At 71.6% G+C, this 16245-nt stretch carries 14 protein-coding genes; 5 read left to right on the top strand and 9 right to left on the bottom strand.

The features are described from left to right. Positions 1-73: 73 nt before the first annotated feature. Positions 74-1498: a type I glutamate--ammonia ligase gene (gene glnA, locus ACFVNO_RS06825; RefSeq protein ID WP_220559860.1), complete on the bottom strand. Its 1425-nt coding sequence runs from the start codon at positions 1496-1498 to the stop codon at positions 74-76. Positions 1499-1827: 329 nt separating this feature from the next. Between glnA and ACFVNO_RS06820 the strand changes: the two genes are divergently transcribed. The 5 genes from ACFVNO_RS06820 (at position 1828) to ACFVNO_RS06800 (ending at position 6547) form a co-directional block, all read left to right on the top strand. Then, a complete protein-coding gene (locus ACFVNO_RS06820) occupies positions 1828-2292 on the top strand; it encodes an RDD family protein (RefSeq protein ID WP_355265756.1) in 465 nt (154 codons plus the stop codon). Positions 2293-2452: 160 nt separating this feature from the next. Continuing rightward, a complete protein-coding gene (locus ACFVNO_RS06815; protein WP_355265753.1) occupies positions 2453-3901 on the top strand; it encodes an LCP family protein in 1449 nt (482 codons plus the stop codon). Positions 3902-4123: 222 nt separating this feature from the next. Continuing rightward, positions 4124-5521, top strand: coding sequence for an LCP family protein (locus ACFVNO_RS06810; protein WP_378890068.1), 1398 nt, complete (start codon positions 4124-4126; stop codon positions 5519-5521). A 130-nt stretch (positions 5522-5651) separates the two neighbouring features. Then, entirely contained in the window at positions 5652-6305 is a 654-nt protein-coding gene (locus ACFVNO_RS06805) for a DUF2975 domain-containing protein (protein ID WP_378890065.1), read from the top strand. Continuing rightward, entirely contained in the window at positions 6305-6547 is a 243-nt protein-coding gene (locus tag ACFVNO_RS06800) for a helix-turn-helix transcriptional regulator (RefSeq protein WP_220559865.1), read from the top strand. The genes ACFVNO_RS06805 and ACFVNO_RS06800 overlap by 1 nt, the downstream gene beginning before the upstream one ends. 76 nt (positions 6548-6623) lie before the next feature. On the opposite strand, the gene ACFVNO_RS06795 is transcribed toward ACFVNO_RS06800, so the two are convergent. From ACFVNO_RS06795 to ACFVNO_RS06760, 8 genes are all read right to left on the bottom strand, one after another. Further along, complete coding sequence (locus ACFVNO_RS06795) at positions 6624-7343, bottom strand: DUF4191 domain-containing protein (RefSeq protein ID WP_355265744.1); 720 nt, start codon at positions 7341-7343, stop codon at positions 6624-6626. 230 nt (positions 7344-7573) lie between these two features. After that, positions 7574-8521, bottom strand: coding sequence for a lipoyl synthase (lipA, locus tag ACFVNO_RS06790; protein ID WP_220559868.1), 948 nt, complete (start codon positions 8519-8521; stop codon positions 7574-7576). A gap of 87 nt (positions 8522-8608) precedes the next feature. After that, on the bottom strand, positions 8609-9316 hold the full coding sequence (gene lipB / locus ACFVNO_RS06785; protein WP_220559869.1) for a lipoyl(octanoyl) transferase LipB: 708 nt from the start codon (positions 9314-9316) through the stop codon (positions 8609-8611). Between the two features lie 9 nt (positions 9317-9325). Further along, positions 9326-10258, bottom strand: a complete 933-nt coding sequence (locus ACFVNO_RS06780) for a TIGR01777 family oxidoreductase (RefSeq protein WP_220559870.1) — start codon at positions 10256-10258, stop codon at positions 9326-9328. A 330-nt stretch (positions 10259-10588) separates the two neighbouring features. Next, positions 10589-11158 carry an NADPH-dependent FMN reductase gene (locus ACFVNO_RS06775; RefSeq protein WP_220559871.1) on the bottom strand — a complete coding sequence of 190 codons (570 nt, stop codon included), beginning with the start codon at positions 11156-11158 and terminating at the stop codon, positions 10589-10591. 141 nt (positions 11159-11299) lie between these two features. Next, a complete protein-coding gene (sucB, locus tag ACFVNO_RS06770; RefSeq protein ID WP_378890751.1) occupies positions 11300-13033 on the bottom strand; it encodes a 2-oxoglutarate dehydrogenase, E2 component, dihydrolipoamide succinyltransferase in 1734 nt (577 codons plus the stop codon). A gap of 123 nt (positions 13034-13156) precedes the next feature. Continuing rightward, positions 13157-14533 (bottom strand): dihydrolipoyl dehydrogenase, encoded by a 1377-nt coding sequence (lpdA, locus tag ACFVNO_RS06765; protein WP_355265734.1) that lies wholly within the window; start codon positions 14531-14533, stop codon positions 13157-13159. 122 nt (positions 14534-14655) lie between these two features. Continuing rightward, a complete protein-coding gene (locus ACFVNO_RS06760; RefSeq protein WP_355265731.1) occupies positions 14656-16161 on the bottom strand; it encodes a leucyl aminopeptidase in 1506 nt (501 codons plus the stop codon). Positions 16162-16245: the final 84 nt, after the last annotated feature.

Raw genomic sequence — 16245 nt, 5'->3', positions numbered from 1 at the left:
CCGAAGGGATACGGGCCCCGGGCGGGGAGGCGCGCCCGCGCGGGCGCGCCTCCCCGGGGAGCTGCGCTACGGCCTAGATGTCGTAGTAGAGCTCGAACTCGCGCGGGTGGGGGCGCAGGCGCAGGGAGTCGATCTCCTCGGTGCGCTTGAAGTCCACGTAGGTCTCCAGGAGGTCCTTCGTGAACACGCCGCCCTCCAGGAGGAACTCGTGGTCCTCCTCGACCGCGTTGAGCGCGTCGTCCAGCGAGGCCGGGACCGTCTTGATGGCCTTGGCCTCGGCCGGCGGCAGCTCGTAGAGGTCCTTGTCCACGGGCTCCGGCGGCTCGATCTTGTTCTTGATGCCGTCGATGCCGGCCATGAGCATGGCGGAGAAGGCCAGGTACGGGTTGGCCGACGGGTCCGGCACGCGGAACTCGATGCGCTTGGCCTTGGGGTTGGAGCCGGTCAGCGGCAGGCGGATGCACGCGGAGCGGTTGCGCTGGCTGTAGACCAGGTTGATCGGGGCCTCGTAGCCGGGCACCAGGCGGTGGTAGGAGTTCACCGTCGGGTTGGTGAAGGCGAGCAGTGCCGGGGCGTGCTTGAGCAGGCCGCCGATGTAGTAGCGGGCCGTGTCGGACAGCTGGCCGTAGCCGGACTCGTCGAAGAACAGCGGCTCGCCGTCCTTCCACAGGCTCTGGTGGCAGTGCATGCCGGAGCCGTTGTCGCCGAACAGCGGCTTGGGCATGAAGGTCGCCGTCTTGCCCGCGTTGTTGGCCACGTTCTTGACGATGTACTTGTACAGCTGCACGCGGTCGGCCTGCTGGAGCAGCGTGCCGAACTTGATGCCGATCTCGGCCTGGCCGGCGGTGCCGACCTCGTGGTGCTGGAGCTCGACCTCGATGCCCGCCTCGATGAGGGTGCGGACCATGTCCGAGCGCAGGTCGCTGTAGTGGTCGACCGGCTCGACGGGGAAGTAGCCGCCCTTGTAGCGGGGACGGTAGCCGCGGTTGCCGCCCTCGAGGGCCGAACCGGTGTTCCAGGCGCCCTCGATGGAGTCGATCTCGTAGAAGCCGGTGTTGGACCGGGTCTCGAACTTGACGTCGTCGAAGATGTAGAACTCGGCCTCGGGCCCGAAGAAGGCGGTGTCGGCGACACCGGAGCCGCGCAGGAACGCCTCGGCCTTGCGGGCGACGTTGCGCGGGTCGCGGCTGTACGACTCCAGGGTGAGGGGGTCGTGGACGAAGAACGTCATGTTCAGCGTCTTGTACTTGCGGAACGGGTCCAGCACGCCGGTGCTCAGGTCGGGGAGCAGCAGCATGTCGGACTCGTGGATGGCCTGGAAACCGCGGATCGACGAGCCGTCGAACATCTGACCGTCGGTGAACGTCGAGGCGTCGACGTTCTCGGTCGGGAGGGTAACGTGGTTCACGCCTCCGAACAGGTCCGTGAAACGGACGTCGAGGAACTTGACGTCCTCGTCCCGGATGAAAGCGAGCACCTCGTCGACGCTGCTGAACAAAACGAACCTCCGTGCAGGTGGCTGAGACGACCGGATCCGCGGGCCGCCCCATCGCGGACGCGGCGGATCGACGCGGTGTCTCCCGGCTTCGCTGACGAAGCTAGGAGCGCGGGATTTCCATGCCGTGTCTCCATTGTTTCCTGCATGTTACGGACTCCGGTGTTTTCGCAGACCATACCGCCTGACCCGGTGATTCCTGTGTGTACAGGGCGAAAACGGAACGCCGGGAGGCCCGGATGTGGCCCGCGCCACGGCGCCGCCGGGCCCGGGGCGGGCCCGTGCGGGCGACCCGGGACGAGGCCGCGCGCGGCGGTGGATACCGTGGAGGCATGAGCGAGGACAGGGCCGTGACCGACGACGACTTCCGCTACCGCGGCAACCGGCTGGGCCTGCCCGAACACGGACCCGACTCGGTGCCCGGCGTGGGCCGCCGCCTGGCCGGCCTGCTGCTGGACTGGCTGCTCGCGCTGCTCATCGCCGCCGGGCTGTACTCGGCCGGGGCCATCGGCGCGGGTGTCGCCGACGAGCAGCAGGCCACCACCCTGGTCAGCAACACCGCCCTCGTGGTGTTCGCCGCCATGAACATCGTGCTGCTCAGCCTGTTCGGCACCTCGGTCGGCCGCCGCCTGGTCGGCGTGCGGATCAAGGCCACCGGCGAGCGCTCCTGGCCGTGGTTCGCCTCCATGGCCGTGCGCACCCTCCTGCTGTGCCTGGTCATCCCGGCCGTCATCTACGACCGCGACACCCGCGGCCTCCACGACCGCGCCGCGGGCACCGTGGCCGTCCGCATCTGAGCACCCGGGTCCCGGCGCGGATGACGACGGGATCAACAGCCCCTCCGGTGCTGTTAGCATCCGATTCTCGGTCACACCGTCCCGGGACTGTGTGATCCCCTCATCGGACGCCCGGCGTCCCCTCCCTCCCGGGTCTCACCGCACCCCTCGAAGGTTCGCCATGGCTGGAAAACGCTCCGCCCCACGCCCCGCCGGCTTCCTGGACGCCGTGCGCCTGTCCACGGGGCAGTGGGTCGCCTGCGCGGTCACCGCGCTGTCGATCGTGGGGAGCCTGGGCGGCTACCTCTGGTACCAGGGCATCGCCAACAACATCACGACCGCCCAGGTCGACACCGACGAGTGGGACCGGCCCACCAGCGTCGAGGGCGTCATGAACCTCCTGGTCATCGGGTCGGACGTGCGCTCGGGGGAGAACGCGAACTACGGCGAGGCCGAGGGCGAGCGCCCCGACATGATGCTCATCGCCAGCATCAACGTCGACCGCGGCGCCGTCACCATGGTCAACCTGCCCCGCGACCTGGTCGTGGACCTGCCCGGCTGCGAGGCGGTCGAGGGCTACGAGGGGATGGCCCCGCAGAGCGGCATGATCAACTCGGCGATGACCTTCGGCGGCGTGGGCTGCCAGTGGAACGCCGTCGAGCAGGTCACCGGGGTCCACCTGGACCACTTCGTCATGATGGACTTCACCGGGTTCAAGGACATGGTCGACGCCGTCGGCGGCGTGCAGATGTGCATCCCCGCTCCCATCGACGACCCCAAGGCCCACCTGACCCTGGAGGCCGGGGAGCAGACCCTGGACGGCGAGCAGTCGCTGGGTTACGTGCGCTCCCGCTACGGCCAGGGCGACGGCAGCGACCTGTCCCGCATCGAGCGCCAGCAGCAGTTCATGGGCGCCATGCTGCGCCAGGTCCTCAGCAGCGAGGTGATGACCAGCCCCCTGGCCATCACCAACTTCCTCAACGCGGTCACCGAATCGGTCACCGCCGACGACGGTTTCACCGTCGACACGATGACCGACATCGCGATCTCCATGCGCGAGGTGGACCTGAACAGGATCCAGTTCGTCACCGTGCCCAACGGCCAGCACCCGGCCGACCCCAACCGCCTGGCGCTGAGCCAGCCCGCCGCCTCCGAGCTCTTCACGGCCATCAACTCCGGCGCCGACCTCTCCGGGGGCGCGGAGGAGGAAGAGGACGGGGACGAGGGGGGCGAGGAGGCCGACGACGCCGAGAGCGGCCCGACCCCGGCCGACATCTCCCTGGACGTGCTCAACGGCACCGGGATCGAGGGCCTGGCCGGCCAGGTCGCCGAGCGGCTGACCACCGACGGGTACACGGTGAACGCCACCGGCAACCCCCAGGTCCGCGTCCCCGCGGTCACCACCGTCTACTACGCGCCCGGCCAGGAGGCCGCCGCCGAGCTGCTGGCGGGGTCGCTGGAGACCGCGGTCACCGAGGAGGCCGCCGGGCTCACCGGCACCCTCGAACTGGTCCTCGGCCCGGACTGGACCGGGTTCAAGGGCGACGAGGAGGAGGCCGCGCCGGAGATCTCGGTCACCGAGGACCTGGGCGGGATCACCGCGGAGGAGAAGCCCGAGAGCGCCTGCTGATCCCCAGGGGGACATTCCGGTCGAAGGGGTTCGTTACCCTTACTTGACCGAAACCCGGCCTTCGGCGTACCGTGCGGTAGCGTTCGGCCGTGATCCCGTCGTGACCCCCGGGCCCGCCCGGGAGAACGGCCTCCCCCTTCCCTTGTCCCTGAACGGATCGCAGGTGCCCTCTTGGCTCCCAGACACGTGTCCAGAACGGCGAAGTCCACGGCGAAGGCGTGGATGTCCCCGGGTCAGTGGGCGGCCTGCGGGCTGACGGGCGTCGTCATCGCGGCCAGCCTGGTCGGCTACGCGGGCTACCGCGACGCCCTGGCGGTGCAGACCGAGGACATCAACACCGACGCCTGGGGCGACCGCCCGGCGCAGGTGGACGGGATCCACAACATCCTGCTGCTGGCCACCGACGAGCGGGCCGGGGAGGACGCCGAGTACAGCGTCGCCAACGGGATCCGCCCGGACGTCCTGGTGCTGGTCAACATCGACGTCGACAAGGGCGGGGTGACCATGGTCAACATGCCCCGCGACCTCATGGTCACCATGCCCGGCTGCGACCCCGTCGAGGACAAGCCCGGCATCACCGCGGGGACGGTGGACCAGCTCAACCACGCCATGTTCTACGGCGGGATGGACTGCCAGGGCAAGACCATCGAGAACATCACCGGCGTCCACCTGGAGCACATGGTCCTCGTCGACTTCGCCGGGTTCCAGGCCATCGTCGACTCCATCGGCGGGATCGACATGTGCATCCCCGAGCCGCTCCAGGACCCCAAGGCCAAGCTCGACCTGCCCGCCGGGGAGCAGACCCTGGACGGCACCCAGGCGCTCGCCCTGGCCCGTTCCCGGGACACCACCGAGAACGGCAGCGACCTGGACCGGATCAAGCGCCAGCAGCAGATGATCGGCGCGATCCTGCGCAAGGTCACCACCGGCGAGGTCATGACCAGCCCCGCCACCCTCTACGACTTCTTCGGCTCGGTCACCGACAGCATGACCACCGACAGCGAGTTCAGCGTCGACGAGATGGCCGAGCTCGCCATCGCCATGCGCGGGGTGGACCTGGGGCGGATGAACATGGTGACGGTCCCGGTCGAGGACTACAACGACGCCAAGGTCCAGCTCATGGAGCCCCAGGCGTCGGAGCTGTTCGCGGCGGTCGCCGCGGGCGAGGCGACCAGGCCCGAAGAGGAGGAGAAGCCGGAGGAGGCGGCCGAGGAGGCCCCCGAGGAATCCGTCTCGCCCTCCGACGTCTCGGTGTACATCGTCAACAACCAGGGCACCCAGGGGCTGGCCGGACAGGTGGAGCCGCTGCTGTCCGGGCTGGGCTTCACCGTCACCGGCTCGGGCAACCCCACCACCCGGGCCCCGCAGCAGACCACGGTCTACCACGCCCCGGGCGAGCAGGCGCAGGCGCAGGCCGTGGCCGACGCGCTGGTCAGCGGGGCGCAGATCGAGGAGGCCGCGGACCTGTCCGGCTCGGTCGAGCTGGTCATGGGCACCGACTGGCAGGGCGTCGCCCTGGAGGGCTCCGAGGGCGGCGGCGAGTCCGGCGGGGAGTCCGCGGACGACCCGCTGGCGGGTCTGAGCGGCACCTCCGCCGATCAGGCCGTCGACTGCGGCTGAGCCCGCACACCACGCACCACAGGGCCCCGGGAGCGCCGAACGCGCCCCGGGGCCCTCGCCGTTCCATCCGTTCGGCACGCCGGGGCTTATCGTTTATCGTTAATATCGAAAAACGATAAGGAGGGAAGGCATGTCGAAGAGGACCCCCTTTCGGTGGAGCCGTGCCGACGGTTTCGTGGCTCGGTTCATCCTCGTCATGGCCATCGGCGTCACTCTGTTCACGACCGTGTTCGCCCTGGTGTGGATCACACCGCTGCTGCCCGCCGACGGCTCCGTGCCCGCGAACACCATCACGGTCCCGTCCCCCGACGGCGCCCCGGAGCCGGCGCCCCCCGCGGTCCCGGCCGGGCCCGAGTACGGGATCGAGGCGGAGCAGGGCATGGTGATCACGTTCCACGACCCCACGACGGTGCAGCGGCTGCTGCTGGTCCTGCCCGGCCTGCTGGCCCAGGCGGCCGCCCTCCTGGTGATGGTCAACCTGCTGCGCATCGTCCGGAGCCTGGACCTCGGCGATCCCTTCGTCCCCGCCAACGCCCTCCGGCTGCGCGTCATCGCCCTGGCCGTCCTGGCCGGAACGCTGCTGGTCCCGGCCGCGGAGAAGGTCGGGGAAGGGCTCCTGCGCGGCCAGGCCCTGGGCGTCGACGGCTTCGAGATCTCCTACGTCCTCATCGGGGAGGGCGGGATCTCCTTCACGATGGTCTTCGTGTCCCTGCTCCTGCTGGGGCTGGCCGAGGTGTTCCGGCGCGGCACACGGATGCGCGACGACGTGCGGGGACTGGTCTGATGCCGCCGGAGGAGGACGAGGGCGCGGACATCGTCGTCCGCTTGGACGAGGTGCTCGCCGCGCGCGGGATCACCCTCACCGAACTGGCCGCCCGGGTCGGGATCACCGTGGTCAACCTGTCGGTGCTCAAGAACGGCCGGGCCCGGGCCATCCGGTTCAGCACGCTGGCGGCCCTGTGCCGGGAGCTGGACTGTCGCCCCGGCGACCTCATCGACTACGCGCCCGCAGCGGACCGGTCCTGAACGGCGGGAAGGGGGCGCGCACCGGATCCGTCCGGTGCGCGCCCCCTTCGTCGCGTGGCGAAAGGCGCCGGGGCTGTCAGCCGCCGCTCTGGCCGCGCAGGCCCCGGGGCATCTTGGCGTTCTTGGGCATCGGGCCCTTGGGCATCTGCATCTTGGCGGGCAGCGCGCGCAGCCGGTAGTTGAGCTGCGTGACGTCCTTCTTGTCCAGGGTGCGCGGCAGCCTGACCAGCGTGCGCTGGAGCTTGGCCAGCGGGACCTGGTCCTCGCCGTTGCCCACCTTGTAGTCGTAGATGGGGGTGTCCAGGGCCACCCGGGACACGCGCTTCTTCTCCGAGGCGATGAGCGACTTCAGGCGGTGCGGGTCGCCCTCGCCGACCAGGATGACGCCGGGGCGGCCCACCACCCGGTGCACCACGTCCTGCTGGCGGTTGGCGTTGACCGCGAACTCGGTCGTCCAGTTGCCGCGCATGTTGTCCAGGATCGCCGCGCCGGCGCCGATCTGGCCGTCGAGGATCTGGTACTGCACGCGCTGGGCCGAACGGGTGAAGATGATGAAACCGGTCAGCAGCGCGATCGGCAGGCCGGTCAGCGGCCACAGGATCCAGGAACCGGTCCAGATGCCGATGACGACGAACACCGCGAGGATGAGGACCGCGACGCCGGCGGCCAGCGGGATACTGCGCGGGCTCTGGCGGTGGACGACCTTGGCGACCATGCCGATCTGCTTGAGCCGGCCGGGCTCCTTCTTGTCCTTGCCCTGGGCGGGTGCTGTGCTCTCGGAACCCTTTTTCGCCATCGTGCTCTCAGGCAGCGGGCGCCGACGGACCGTCGGCGGGGACGGAGATCCCGAAGCTGCCTTGCCTCCTTCTACCTACGCGGTCGACTCGTGCGGCGCCCTTCGGCGCCACCTGTCGGGGCGCCCTGTCGGACCCCCAGGATATGCGGCGGGACCCGGGTGCGCGGAACGGTGGCCCGGAGGCCACCGTTCCAGCTTGGTCACGACTCGGGCGGAAAGCCCGTTATGTACTACTTGGTCAGGGCCGCGGCCTCGGCGTCACGCTTCTCGCGCGCCTGCTGGTAGAGGCGTCCGGCCCGGTAGGACGAACGCACCAGCGGCCCCGACATGACACCGGCGAAGCCGATCTCCTCGGCCTCCTCGCCCAGCTCCACGAACTCCTGCGGCTTCACCCAGCGGTCGATCGGGTGGTGCAGCTTGGAGGGGCGCAGGTACTGGGTGATGGTCAGCAGGTCGCAGCCGGCCTCGTGCAGGTCGCGCATGGCCTCGCTGATCTCCTCCCGGGTCTCGCCCATGCCCAGGATGAGGTTCGACTTGGTGACCAGGCCGTCCTCGCGGGCCTTGGTGATGACCTCCAGGGAGCGCTCGTAGCGGAAGCCCGGGCGGATGCGCTTGAAGATGCGCGGCACCGTCTCCACGTTGTGCGCCAGCACCTCGGGGCGGGACCCGAAGACCTCGGCCAGCTGGTCGGGGTCGGCGTTGAAGTCCGGGATGAGCAGCTCGACGCCGGTGTCCGGGTTCAGCTCGTGGATCTTGCGCACCGTCTCGGCGTAGAGCCAGGCGCCGCCGTCCTCCAGGTCGTCGCGGGCGACACCGGTGATGGTGGCGTAGCGCAGCCCCATCGTCTTGACCGAGTTGGCGACCTTGGTCGGCTCCATGCGGTCCAGCGCGGTGGGCTTGCCCGTGGCGATCTGGCAGAAGTCGCAGCGGCGGGTGCACTGGTCGCCGCCGATGAGGAAGGTGGCCTCGCGGTCCTCCCAGCACTCGTAGATGTTGGGGCAGCCCGCCTCCTGGCACACCGTGTGCAGGCCCTCGGTCTTGACCAGTGAGCGCAGCTCGGAGTACTCCGGCCCCATGTGCGCCTTGATCTTGATCCACGGCGGCTTCTTCTCGATGGGGGTCTCGCTGTTGCGCGCCTCGACGCGCAGCAGGCGGCGGCCCTCAGGAGCGATGGTCAACGTGAACCCGTTCCCTTCTGTGCCCCGCGGACCCGGACGCCCTGGTGAGGGCGGGGCCGTGCGGGGGCCGGCTCATGGTGTGGTGTGTCATCCCCGGGCGGCGACGGGCTCGGACAGCAGTCCGGGGCCGTCGATGTGGCTGTACTGGTGCGCGCCCAGGACGTCCGCCAGGTGGCGCTCCATCAGCGGTCGCACCTCGGCGACCGGGACGTCGCGCCCGGTTTCGGCGGTGAGCGAGGTGACCCCGGCGTCGGAGATGCCGCAGGGGACGATCCGGTCGAACCACGACATGTCATTGTTGCAGTTCAGGGCGAGCCCGTGCATGCCGACCCCGCGGGCGATGCGGCAGCCGATCGCCGCGATCTTGCGTTCGATGAGCCCGCGGTCGGGGTCGGCGTCCAGCCACACCCCCGTGCGCCCCTCCACGCGCCTGCCGACGAGGCCGTACTCCGCGATGGTGCGGATGATGGCCTCCTCCAGCATGCGGACGTAGGCGATCACGTCGATGGGGTCCGGGAGCCGCACGATGGGGTACACCGTGAGCTGCCCGGGGCCGTGCCAGGTGATCTTGCCCCCCCGGTCGATGTCCACGACCGGCGCTCCGGGGTCTGTGATGGGACGATCCGACCTCCCGGTGCGCTTGCCCGCCGTGTACACGGGTTCGTGCTCCAGGAGGAGGACGGTGTCGGCCACCTCGTCGGCGACGCGGCGCTCGTGGAGCCGCTTCTGCAGGTCCCAGCCCTGATGGTAGGGGACGGGGGTGGCGCCGAGCCATGCGTAAACGAGATCACTCACACATTCACTCTACGCCCCGGCGGAAGGCAGCGGTCGGGCCAGGATGTCGGATAGCGCACTGTCGATGGTGGGAAGTGTGAAGGAATAACCTTCCTTGATCAGGCGTTCGGGCCGCCCCCGCAGATCGAGCAGGGCCGTCTCCTCCGCGTAGTCCCCCAGGGTGGCGCGCAGCGCCGTCGCCGGGACCCGCAGGACCGCCGGGCGGTCCAGGGCGCGGGCCAGGGCCTCGGTGAAGGCGGCGTTGCTCACCGGCTCGGGCGCGCACAGGTTGACCGGCCCGGTGACGTCGGGCCGCTCCAGCAGGAACCGGATCGCCCCGATGGCGTCGCGCATCGCGATCCACGTCATGTACTGGGCCCCCGAGCCGATCCGGCCGCCCAGCCCCGCCCGGTACAGCGGCAGCACCGAGCGCAGGTAGCCGCCGGAGCGGTCCAGCACCACCGCCATCCGCAGGTGCGCGGTGGAGATCCCGGCCCCGGCGGCCTCGGCGGCCGCCGCCTCCCAGTCGCGGCACACCTGCGCCAGGAAGCCGGTGCCCGCCGGGTCGGCCTCGGTCACCACCCGGCCCCCGGTGTCGCCGTAGAACTGCATGCCGGAGGCGGCCAGCAGCCGCGGGGGAGGGGCGTCCATACCGGTCAGCGCCCGCGTCAGGGTGCGGGTGCCGCGCACCCGGGCCCGCCGGATCGCCTCCCGCCGCCCCCGGGGCCACGGCGCGTGGCTCAGCGGCGCCCCCGCCAGGTGCACCACCGCGTCGGCGCCGTGCAGCGCCACGGTGTCCACCCGCCCCTGTTCGGGGCGCCACTCGGCCTCCTCCAACCGCGACCGGTAGACCGGCCGGGGCGCGTGCCGCACCATCCGCACGACCCGGTGCCCGTCGGCGAGGAGCGCCTCGACCAGTACCGCCCCGACGAGTCCCGAACTGCCCGTGATCGCCACTTTCATGCTCAGGTGTCTACCCGGCGCGGGAGCGAGTACCGGGGCCGGGGTGCCCTTGTGGGGGCCGCCCCGATTTTTTCCCGGGGATTTTCGCCAAAGTCCTGCGCGCGGGGCCCCGGGTCTTCTACTTTGAACGTGGGACATGGAACTCCGCGTCAACGCGGGGCTACCGTGGGCGACGCGCTGTCGGGCTGGCTGTCGCGTCCACCCAACAGACCTTTGATGATGGGGATCATCAGGGGATGGTGATTGGTGGGGTAGAAAGACGGGGCGGCGCCGCGAGGTGCCGCCCCGTCCACCGTTCCCGGCCCGTGCCCCCACGCCCGCCCGGCGGGCTCAGGCGGGGTAGGGCCGGTGCCGGCGCGCCTCGCGCAGGGCCAGGGCCCACCAGGACAGCTCGTCCAGCAGGAGCTTCGCCGCGGCGTCGGCGCCCGCCATCTCCGGGCCGGGGAGCCCGTCCGGACCGAAGAGCGCGCCCGCGTTGTGCAGGCTCACCGTGTCGCGGATCGTCGCCACGTGCAGCTCGGAGAAGACCGTGCGCAGCTGCTCGATCGCGCGCAGGCCGCCGGACATCCCGCCGTAGGAGACGAACCCCGCGGCCTTGCCGAACCACTCCCGGCGGGCCGAGTCGATCGCGCTCTTGAGCGGGCCCGGATAGCCGTGGTTGTACTCGGGGGTGACCACCACGTACCCGTCGGCGGCCGCCACCCGGGGGCCGAAGTCCGCCAGCGGGGCGCCGTGCCCGTGACCGTACCGCTCGTCGGCGGGCAGGTCGGCCACGTCCAGGACGTCGACGTCCAGGTCCGGTCGGCCCAGGGCCAGGTCCACGAACCAGCGGGAGACCGCCGGCCCCGTGCGTCCGTTCCGGTTCGAGCCCAGGATCACCGCGATCCGCAGGTTGTCCATGTGTCAGGTCCTTGTGCCGTGCTGGTCGGTGCACCAACGCTAAAACCTCAACCGCTGTAGAGGTCAAGCGAATGTGAACTTTCACGCCGGAGGGCCGGGCACCGTGCGGTGCCCGGCCCTCCGGGGCGGATCGGCGGACGGCTAGGACAGGCCCAGCTCGCCCTCGAAGTCGCCCTCCTCCAGGCGGTCCTTGACCGCCGTGAGGAAGCGGCCCGCGTCGGCGCCGTCGATCAGCCGGTGGTCCACGGCCAGGGACAGGTACACCATCGAGCGCACGGCGATGACCTCGCCGCCCATGGCCGGGTCCTCGACCACGACCGGGCGCTTGACGACCGCGCCGGTGCCCAGGATCGCGACCTGCGGCTGGTTGATGATCGGGGTGCCGAACAGCGCCCCGGTGCCGCCGGTCTCGGCGATGGTGAACGTGCCGCCGCCCAGCTCGTCCGGGCCCAGCCGGCCGGTGTGGGCCCGCTCGCTCAGGTCGGAGATGGTGCCGGCCAGGCCGCTCAGCCCGAGCTTGCCCGCGTCCTTGACGACCGGGACCAGCAGGCCGCGCTCGGTGTCCACCGACACGCCCAGGTTCTCGACGTCGTGGTAGGTCACCTCCTGCTTGTCCGCGTCGATGAACGCGTTGAGCTTGGGGTGGGCGCGCAGCGCCTCCACCGTCGCCAGCGCGAAGAACGCGAAGAAGTCCGGGGCCGTTCCGCCGTTCTCGGCGGCCCGCTCGCGCAGGCGCGCGATCTTGGTGACGTCCACCTCGGCGACCTGGGTGGTCGTCGCCGAGACGTGCAGGGACTCCACCATGCTGTCGGCGATGTACTTGCGCAGCCGGGTGAGCTTCTCGGTGCGCCCGCGCAGCGCCGTGTCGGCGCTCTGCTTGCGCGGGGCCGAGGACGGGGCGGTCGGGGCGGCGGCGCGCGCGGCGGCGGCCCTCTGCTCCTCGGCGGCCTTGAGCACGTCCTGCTTGCGGATGCGCCCGCCCACGCCGGTGCCCCGGACGCGGCTCAGGTCCACGCGGTGCTCGGCGGCGAGCTTGCGCACCAGCGGGGTCACGTAGCCCTCGGTGCCGGTGTCGGTCCCCGACGGGCCGGTGCTGCTCAGGGTGCCGATGTCCACCGACGGGGTGTCGGTGGAGGCCGGAGCGGGCGCCGGGGCGGCGGGCTCGGGGGCCGGCTCGGCCGCCGCGGGCTCGGCGGCCTTCGCCGGGGCCGGTTCCGGCGCGGCGGGGGCCGCGGGGGCGGCAGCGGCGCCGGCACCGCCGATGACGGCGATCCGGGCGCCGATCTCCACGGTCTCGTCCTCCTGGACGAGGATCTGCGTGAGCACGCCGGCCACCGGGGAGGGGATCTCGGTGTCCACCTTGTCGGTGGAGACCTCGAGGAGCGGCTCGTCCACCTCGACGGTGTCGCCGACACTCTTGAGCCACTGGGTGACGGTCCCCTCGGTGACGCTCTCACCCAGGGCGGGCATGGTCACGGGGGTCTCGGGGCCCTCCGCGGCGGGGGCCGCGGGCTCCGGGGCCTCGGCGGCCGGCCGCGCCTGCTCCTGCCGGGGCTCGGGCTCCGGCTCCGGGGCCGGCTCGGGCTCCGGGACGGCGGCCGGCTCCGGGCGCGCCTCCTCGGCGGCCGGGGCGGCCGGCGCGGCGGAGTCCTCCCCCGCTTCGCCGATGACGGCGATCTCCGCGCCGATCTCCACGGTCTCGTCCTCCTGGACGAGGATCTGCGTGAGCACGCCCGCTACCGGGGAGGGGATCTCGGTGTCCACCTTGTCGGTGGAGACCTCAAGGAGCGGCTCGTCTACCTCGACGGTGTCGCCCACGTTCTTCAGCCACTGGGTCACAGTCCCCTCGGTGACGCTCTCACCCAGGGCGGGCATGGAAACGGATGTCGGCATGGGTTCCTCGTTGGATATGGGCGCGGTGTCCTGCCCGATCCCGGTGATGGGCAGCGCGGATGTACGGCGGCGGGGGCGGGCCCGCCGGGCCCGCCCCCGGTGCGGTCAGTCGTGGACGTGGAGCGGCTTGCCCGCCAGCGCGAGGTGCGCCTCGCCCAGCGCCTCCGACTGGCTCGGGTGCGGGTGGATGAGCTGGGCCACCTCGGAGGGCAGCGCCTCCCAGTTGTAGATGAGCTGGCCCTCGGCGATCAGCTCGCCGACGCGGCTGCCCACCATGTGGACGCCCAGCACGGGACCGTCCTTCTCGGCGATGACCTTGACGGCGCCCTGGGTCTGGAGGATCTGGCTCTTGCCGTTGCCCGCCAGGTTGTAGTTCATCTCGACGACCTCCAGGCCGCGCTCCTTGGCGGCCTTGGTGGTCAGGCCGACCGAGGCGACCTCGGGCTCGCAGTAGGTGACGCGGGGGACGCCGTCGTAGTCGATCGGGGCCGGGTTGAGGCCCGCGATGTGCTCGGCGACGAAGATGCCCTCGGCGAAGCCGACGTGGGCCAGCTGCAGGGTCGGGATGAGGTCGCCGACGGCGTAGATGTTCCCGACGCCGGTGTGCAGGTTCTCGTCCACGGTGACGAAGCCGCGGTCCAGGGAGATGCCCTGCTCCTCGTAGCCCAGGCCGGCGGAGACGGGGCCGCGGCCGATGGCGACCAGCAGCACCTCCGCCTCCAGGGTCTTGCCGCCCTGGAGGGTGACGGTGACCCCGGAGTCGGTGGTCTTGACCGACTCGAAGGGGGTGCCCAGCTCGTACTTGATGCCGCGCTTGCGGAAGGCGCGCTCCAGCAGCTTGGAGCTGGACTCCTCCTCGACCGGCACCAGGTGCGGCAGGGCCTCGACGATGGTGACCTCGGCGCCGTAGGAGCGCCAGACGCTGGCGAACTCCACGCCGATGACACCGCCGCCCAGGACCACCACGGAGCCGGGGACGCGGTCCAGGCCCAGGGCCTGGTCGCTGGTCATGACCTTCTCGCCGTCGATCTCCAGGCCCAGGGTCTTGGGCTGGGAGCCGGTGGCCAGCAGGACGGCCTTGCCCTTGTAGACGGCGTCGCCGACGGTGACCTCGTCCTTGCCGGTGAGGCGGCCCTCGCCCTCGACGACGGTGATCTTGCGGGACTTGATCAGACCGGTGAGGCCCTTGTGCAGGCCGTTGATCACCTTGTCCTTGTACTTGTGCACGGCCTCGATGTCGATGCCCTCGAAGGTGGCCTTGACACCGAAGTTCTCGCTCTCCTTGGCGGAGTCGGCGACCTCGGCCGAGTGCAGGAGGGCCTTGGTGGGGATGCAGCCGCGGTGCAGGCAGGTGCCCCCGAGCTTGTCCTTCTCGATCAGCACGACGTTCATGTCGAGCTCCGCGGCGCGCAGTGCCGCCGCGTATCCGCCGCTGCCGCCGCCAAGGACGACGAGGTCGAAGGTGCCGCCGCTCTCACTCACGGGAACGAACTCCTTGTTGTGGTGGCTGGTGATTGCCGGTGGTTTCCGCGGCTCGGGGGGAGGGGACCGCGGTCGGGGCGGTCGGCGCGGGCTCAGGGAGCGCCGGCCGCCCCGGGGTCGGGCTATTCGGCGTAGGACTCCGCGATGCGGATCAGGGTCCGGGTGCCGGAGCCGGTACCGCCCTTGGGCGTGTACCCGTGCGGGCCGCCCTGGTTGAAGGAGGGGCCGGCGATGTCGAGGTGCGCCCACTTGACGCCCTCGCCGATGAACTCCTTGAGGAAGACGCCGGCGGACAGCATGCCGCCCCAGCGCTCGCCCGCCACGTTGGCGATGTCGGCGACCGCGGAGTCCAGCCCCGCGCGCAGCTCGGCGGGCAGGGGCATCGGCCAGGCGGCCTCGCCCTCGGCGCCGGCCGCCGCGACGACCTGCTCGCGCACCTCGTCGTCGTTGGCCATGACCGCGAACACACGGGTGCCGAGCGCGACCAGCTGGGCGCCGGTCAGCGTGGCGATGTCGACGACCAGGTCGGGGCCGTCCTCCTGGGCGCGGACCAGGGCGTCCGCCATGACCAGGCGGCCCTCGGCGTCGGTGTTGAGGACCTCGACGGTCTTGCCGCCGTAGATGGTCAGCACGTCGGAGGGGCGCTGGGCGGTGCCGCTGGGCATGTTCTCGGCGACGGCCAGGTAGCCGACGACGTTGACCTTCAGGCCCAGGGCGGAGACGGCCCGCAGGGCGGCGAGCACGGAGGCGGCGCCGGCCATGTCGGACTTCATCCAGTCCATGGCGGTGGCGGGCTTGAGGGACAGGCCGCCGGAGTCGAAGGTGATGCCCTTGCCGATGAAGGCGACCGTGCGGGTGGCCTCCGGGTGGGTGTGGGCCAGGCGGACCAGGCGCGGCGGGTTGGCCGAGCCCTGGCCGACGCCGGTCAGGCCGCCGTAGCCGCCCTCGGCGAGGGCCTGCTCGTCGAGCACCTCGATGTCCAGGCCGGCCTGCGCGGCGATCTCCTGGGCGGTCGCGGCCAGGTCCTCGGGGACCAGGTCGGAGGGGGCGGTGTTGACCAGGTCGCGGGTCAGCTCGACCGCGTCGGCCAGGACGGCGGCGCGCTCGACCGCGGCCTGCGCGCCCTCGGCGCCGCTCGCCAGCAGCAGCGCGGGGGCGGCCTTCTTCCCGGCCTTCTCGCCGGTGCGGTAGCGGTCGAAGGAGTAGGCGCCCAGCCGGGCGCCCAGGGCGACGGCCCCGGCCTCTTCGGCGGTGCCGGCCGGCAGGGCCAGCGCCACGCGGCCCGCGCCCTCGGGGCGGGCGGCCAGGGCGCGCAGCGCGGCGCCCGCGGCGCGGGCGAGGGTGTCGGCGTCGACCGGGCCGTCGGCGGGCCTGTCACCGAGGCCGACGGCGACGATCACCGGGGCGGCGACGGCCCCGAGGGAGGGAAGGGTGTGCACCTCCTCTGCGGCGCCGCTCGCTCCCAGGAGCGACAGGGTCTGGGCGAGGCCGCCGGAGAAGGCGGCGTCGACGTCATGAGCGCCCGACGCGGGCTCCGGGGCGTCGCCCCCGGAGTGGTAACCGACGACGAGGGCGTCGGCGTCGAGCGAACTGGGGGACTCCGTGTGTACTGACAACGTCGTGCTCACACCCACGATGCTAGTCGCCCCGTGCTCCGGTCGGTGACGTGGCGCTCCGGCCCCTGAGGGGGCGCTGCGCGGGGGAGCGGCGGG

This window comes from Nocardiopsis sp. NPDC057823, assembly GCF_042797335.1.
Lineage (GTDB): Bacteria > Actinomycetota > Actinomycetes > Streptosporangiales > Streptosporangiaceae > Nocardiopsis > Nocardiopsis changdeensis.
This window is presented reverse-complemented; position numbering and strand designations above follow the sequence as displayed.

Bases quoted from the DNA above. Each gene is read 5' to 3' on its own strand.
- ACFVNO_RS06820 (WP_355265756.1), top strand. From the start codon at position 1,828: ATGAGCGAGGACAGGGCCGTGACCGACGACGACTTCCGCTACCGCGGC.
- ACFVNO_RS06815 (WP_355265753.1), top strand. From the start codon at position 2,453: ATGGCTGGAAAACGCTCCGCCCCACGCCCCGCCGGCTTCCTGGACGCC.
- ACFVNO_RS06810 (WP_378890068.1), top strand. From the start codon at position 4,124: ATGTCCCCGGGTCAGTGGGCGGCCTGCGGGCTGACGGGCGTCGTCATC.
- ACFVNO_RS06805 (WP_378890065.1), top strand. From the start codon at position 5,652: ATGTCGAAGAGGACCCCCTTTCGGTGGAGCCGTGCCGACGGTTTCGTG.
- ACFVNO_RS06800 (WP_220559865.1), top strand. From the start codon at position 6,305: ATGCCGCCGGAGGAGGACGAGGGCGCGGACATCGTCGTCCGCTTGGAC.
- ACFVNO_RS06795 (WP_355265744.1), bottom strand. From the start codon at position 7,343: ATGGCGAAAAAGGGTTCCGAGAGCACAGCACCCGCCCAGGGCAAGGAC.
- ACFVNO_RS06780 (WP_220559870.1), bottom strand. From the start codon at position 10,258: ATGAAAGTGGCGATCACGGGCAGTTCGGGACTCGTCGGGGCGGTACTG.
- ACFVNO_RS06775 (WP_220559871.1), bottom strand. From the start codon at position 11,158: ATGGACAACCTGCGGATCGCGGTGATCCTGGGCTCGAACCGGAACGGA.
- sucB (WP_378890751.1), bottom strand. From the start codon at position 13,033: ATGCCCGCCCTGGGTGAGAGCGTCACCGAGGGGACTGTGACCCAGTGG.